The sequence below is a fragment of the uncultured Campylobacter sp. genome, from assembly GCF_963517995.1.
In the GTDB taxonomy this organism is placed as follows: domain Bacteria; phylum Campylobacterota; class Campylobacteria; order Campylobacterales; family Campylobacteraceae; genus Campylobacter_A.
Genome location: NZ_CAUQHQ010000167.1, coordinates 1 through 4,198, shown reverse-complemented (window position 1 = coordinate 4,198; position 4,198 = coordinate 1). Strand labels below are relative to the sequence as shown.

Genomic DNA, 4,198 nt, shown 5'->3' with positions numbered 1-4,198 from the left:
GGTATCTCAAACAGAATTTCATCTGCGATGCAACGAGTTTCTTTGCCTATCTTCTCATAAGGGGAATTATCTTCACCTATAAAAATAGTAGATTGGAGGAATTTATCAGCTTTTATCTTTTTGTCTTTGATTAGTCTTTGCTTTTCTTGTCTTATCTTTTGAAGCAGTATTTCTACGCTTTCATCTTCTAAGTTTTGTTCTACAAGCTTACCTTTGATAGCATAGTCAAGTATGGATTTTTTAAGTTTTAACGGAAAGTTTAAATTTAACTCGTCTAACCTTTCTTTATCTTCTTTATATTTTTCAACAAGCGGCAATATCTCTTCAAGCTTGTCTACTATACGTTTTTGCTCTGGTAGTGGCGGGATGGGGAGGAGGATAGATAATAAATCATCTCGTGATATTCCAGGTATCATGCTTTTTGCAACTGATTTTATTTTTGGCATAAATACTTCTAAAAATAATTTTATGTAGTATAAATTTATACCATAAGGTGTTTTAATTGCCATAATTTGTCTTGCAATATGTGCTTGATTGTGTTTTAAAAAAGCCATTTTGCCAACAGTACCTTTGCAGGTTAGCAATAAATCTCCACTATAAGCTATTGATGTTGGAGACATAGTCCATCTACTACACTCAACATTTTCATTTTCTATATTGCTTGCACCCGTTATGTATGGTATTCCTTTGTTTATGTTTGAATATCTATCAGGAGTTAAATCTTGTCCAGAAATCAGCACAATAGCTTTTCCAAGTCTCACCCAGCTCCAACTTTGCGGTATCTCAAACGGAATTTCATCTTCGATGCAGCGAGTTTCTTTACCTATCTTCTCATAATGTAAATTATCCAGGCTTGACAATTTTGGATCAAACCTTGTTTTTAATTGTATTAAAAGATTTAAACTCTTTTATCCATTAAAACAATATGCCTATAATTATGCTATAATAATGCTAATTTAAAGGAGAACCGATGCCTCAGATAGTACCTATAAGAGATTTAAGAAATACGAATGAAATTTCCCAACTTTGTCACGCCAAAGATGAGCCGATATTCGTTACCAAAAACGGATATGGCGATCTAGTGGTAATGAGTATGAAAACTTATGAGTCTTTAACCAAGATATCAGATATTGATAACGCCATATTGTCGTCTGAAGTCAAGATTAAAGATGGGGGATCTCTGCTAGATGCCAAAGATGCCCTAAAATCGCTTCGTGGAAAATATTTTGAGTAGTTATGGGGTTAAAATTTCGCCTCAGGCTTACGAAGAGCTAGATAGTATATATAAATATATAGCTACAAATTTATCTAATCCTACCGCCGCGATAAATTTAGTAAACGAGATAGAGACCGCTATACTAAGCTTAGATGAGATGCCTTATAGGGGAGCTACTAGAAAAGTGGGTATATATGCAAATGCTGGCTATAGGCAACTTTTCGTAGAAAACTATACTGTAGTCTATAGGATAGATGAAGACAAGAAGCTCGTGATTATAGTTACGGTTAGATATACGCCTAGCGTTTTGTAATAAAGAAGCATCTGTAAGACAAAAAACTCATATAAACTGATTAATTTTATAAAATAAACCAACCGCATATAAGCTTTTAACTCATATCCGTTAAAAGCTTCCTATTAAAAAACTTAGACATTTTATCGGCGAGAAATCATTTACGAGCGATAAAGTTTCGTCTAAGTTTTTATATTTTTCTTTTGCTCGGTCAAAGAAAAATATCGGCCGTCTGCCAAGACCTTACAGCAAACTCATTTGAGTTTGCTAAGTAAGTATTAACATATTGCCTATGTAGGGATTGTTTGTTCTTAATATTTTGATGAATGGTGTCAAGTTCTAAGACTGCATGATGGAATTTGAAGCGATTGTTTTTTATTAAGCTAAAGTAAATTTTGGTTTATAGGGAAATTGACTTTTATTTTTTTATCTGGTATTTTAGCACAAATTTTCAAAATTAAGATGTTGCTAGTTTTCTTATAGCATAAATAAAGATTAAAGTAGGTATTGTTTTTGAGCAAGAAATAAAAATCAAAAGCAATAGTGCTTTTGTATGCGGTTAGGATTATTTAATAAAACAGGTATCGCTACAATGTAGCCGTATTTGTTTTTGTAGTAGTGTTAAAACCTTCGATTTGGTTGTGTTTTAAATATGCCCATGTTATAAGAGCCCTATTTTTCTAAATCCTAACTATCGTATCCGCAAGAATCCCGTCTTGAGAACCGACAAAGCTTAATATTTTTCTCTTCTGTATCGGTTTGAGTATTTATTAGATAATCAATCTCGCTCAAACTATCGCCACTCTTTTGCCGCAAGCTTTTATGTAGTTAAAGAATGTTTTATATTTGATATTATACGCTCCGCTTTCTATCCTAGCTACGGCTGATTGGGTTATGCCCATCCTTTTAGCTACTTCGCTTTGAGTTAGCCCCGCCTCGTTTCTAGCGTCTATTAAAGCTTCTATGGCTTTATATTCGTCCTCCAGCGCATCGTATTGCGCTTTAAATTCCGGATTTTTTAGCTCTTCTTTTAAAACTTCTCTAAAATTAACGGTTCCCATCTCTAAACTCCTTTAATCTTTGTTCTGCCAAATTTAGTATACTTTTAGGCGTTTTTTGCGTTTTTTTAACAAAAGTTAGCAGGATTATTATCCTTTTACCGATTTCATAACAATATATGCTTCTAGCTATTCCTTCATTTGGCTTTATACGCATCTCAAACAGTCAGTCTTTTAGGCTTTTGATATACGGTTCTCCTAAGCTATTGCCTCTAGTCTCTAAAAGCTCGAACATTTTATAGCCTCTTTGTCTAAGTCCTACAGGTAATCCTAAGAACTCATCTTTTATATACTTTAAGACACAGAAGTATTGGAGCGCATCTTCGTAGTCCGTATCGTTTTGGATGCAGTAGTTTAATGCGTCTTCTCTTATATAATCGGTTTCAAAAAATAATCGTAAAAAACTCTTTTTGTTTATGTAAATTTAAAATTTGGATAGCCGCTAGATTTTTGCTTATTTTATCATATGTAGTCGGCGTTTCATAATCGACCAAGATGTCTATTAAAGCATTGACGTTATAAGACATATTTTTAGCTCTTGCTTCTTCTAGCTCTTTGATTCGATATAGGCACTTAGTTTAATGCCGCCACATACACTATTAAATGCTTATAGCTTTTTTATTGGTTATGTTTTCTTCTTTTACCTTTATATCGTTGCCAAGGCTCTTTAAAAACTCCTTAACCTTAACGAGTACACCTGATTTTTTCATGGGTAGTTCTAGTTTGGCTAGTATATTAATCCTTTTATATTTTTAATAATTATAATATATTTGCACCTTCCCATCTTGTATATTTTATAAGCCCAGGACAAGTTAAAAACTTTCACGGGAGTTTTTCTCCAAGAGAGTACAAGCACAAGAACTGTGATTTTGTCGATGTTATTATAAATAACAATCGCAACGAAGTTAAGAAATAAGTATATAATCCGTTTGCGAATTTCGAAAAAAGAAATTTAGATAAATTCTCAAGTATTTTGCAAAAGATATTAAAGCTACTAAAATAGCAAATTTAATCGGAATTTCTAGAATTTCCATTAATAAGATTCTAAAAAATATTAGAATTTTAATATCTAAAGAGCGTGAAAAGATAAGCAAATTTAGCGGCAAAATTTCCAGATCGCAAGCTCGCCTAGAAGAGCTTTGCCTTGAAACAGATGAAAGCTTTAAATAAATAAGAGGTAAAAGAGATATAGGGGCAGCAAACAAAACTCCGGTACTTAACTTCGCTATGCTCGTTACTTTTAAGAACATAGCTCTCATCGTAACTTACTACTTTTTTGCGTGAGCCTAAGTCAAAGAGGGTCTAATCAACCCTGCTACTACACAAAGCTTCTCTTAGGTAAATCTTTTTTTGGCAAGTCAAGCACTAAACGCCAAAAATTCCAACTTTTCTCGTCAAACCAGCCGCACTGCGCATTATTTAAGGCGCGTAGCATATCCTCTTTTATTTTCCAAAGCAGAGCAAATTCGTCTATGTCTGCATAGCACATAGCTTGGGCTACGATTCTTTCAGGCGTCTCCATAACGTCATAGGGTAGCTCCCACCAGATGTATCTCTTTGCAAAATACCTTAAAATTTCATCTCTATTTGCCAACTATAGCTCACCCATAAGCTTTAAATTTATCTCTTTTA

At 33.6% G+C, this 4,198-nt stretch carries 6 protein-coding genes and 1 pseudogene; 3 read left to right on the top strand and 4 right to left on the bottom strand.

Going from position 1 to position 4,198, the window contains the following annotated elements; translation table 11 throughout:
* On the bottom strand, positions 1–860 hold an 860-nt coding region (locus RYL88_RS11820; protein ID WP_314991540.1), incomplete at its 3' end, for a restriction endonuclease subunit S.
* Between the two features lie 110 nt (positions 861–970).
* Between RYL88_RS11820 and RYL88_RS11815 the strand changes: the two genes are divergently transcribed.
* Positions 971–1,234, top strand: a complete 264-nt coding sequence (locus tag RYL88_RS11815; protein WP_314991539.1) for a type II toxin-antitoxin system prevent-host-death family antitoxin — start codon at positions 971–973, stop codon at positions 1,232–1,234.
* Positions 1,227–1,529: a type II toxin-antitoxin system RelE/ParE family toxin gene (locus RYL88_RS11810; RefSeq protein ID WP_314991538.1), complete on the top strand. Its 303-nt coding sequence runs from the start codon at positions 1,227–1,229 to the stop codon at positions 1,527–1,529. Before RYL88_RS11815 ends, RYL88_RS11810 begins: the two co-directional genes overlap by 8 nt.
* 767 nt (positions 1,530–2,296) lie before the next feature.
* Here RYL88_RS11810 and RYL88_RS11805 read toward each other — a convergent pair.
* Together RYL88_RS11805 and RYL88_RS11800 are read right to left on the bottom strand one after the other, a co-directional pair.
* Positions 2,297–2,569 carry a helix-turn-helix domain-containing protein gene (locus RYL88_RS11805; protein WP_122869455.1) on the bottom strand — a complete coding sequence of 91 codons (273 nt, stop codon included), beginning with the start codon at positions 2,567–2,569 and terminating at the stop codon, positions 2,297–2,299.
* Entirely contained in the window at positions 2,556–2,723 is a 168-nt protein-coding gene (locus RYL88_RS11800) for a type II toxin-antitoxin system RelE/ParE family toxin (RefSeq protein WP_314991537.1), read from the bottom strand. Before RYL88_RS11800 ends, RYL88_RS11805 begins: the two co-directional genes overlap by 14 nt.
* 736 nt (positions 2,724–3,459) lie before the next feature.
* Here RYL88_RS11800 and RYL88_RS11795 point away from each other — a divergent pair.
* Positions 3,460–3,799 (top strand): annotated as a pseudogene (locus tag RYL88_RS11795) (hypothetical protein); the annotation flags it as partial.
* Positions 3,800–3,884: 85 nt separating this feature from the next.
* Here RYL88_RS11795 and RYL88_RS11790 read toward each other — a convergent pair.
* Positions 3,885–4,160 carry a hypothetical protein gene (locus tag RYL88_RS11790; RefSeq protein WP_314991536.1) on the bottom strand — a complete coding sequence of 92 codons (276 nt, stop codon included), beginning with the start codon at positions 4,158–4,160 and terminating at the stop codon, positions 3,885–3,887.
* Positions 4,161–4,198: the final 38 nt, after the last annotated feature.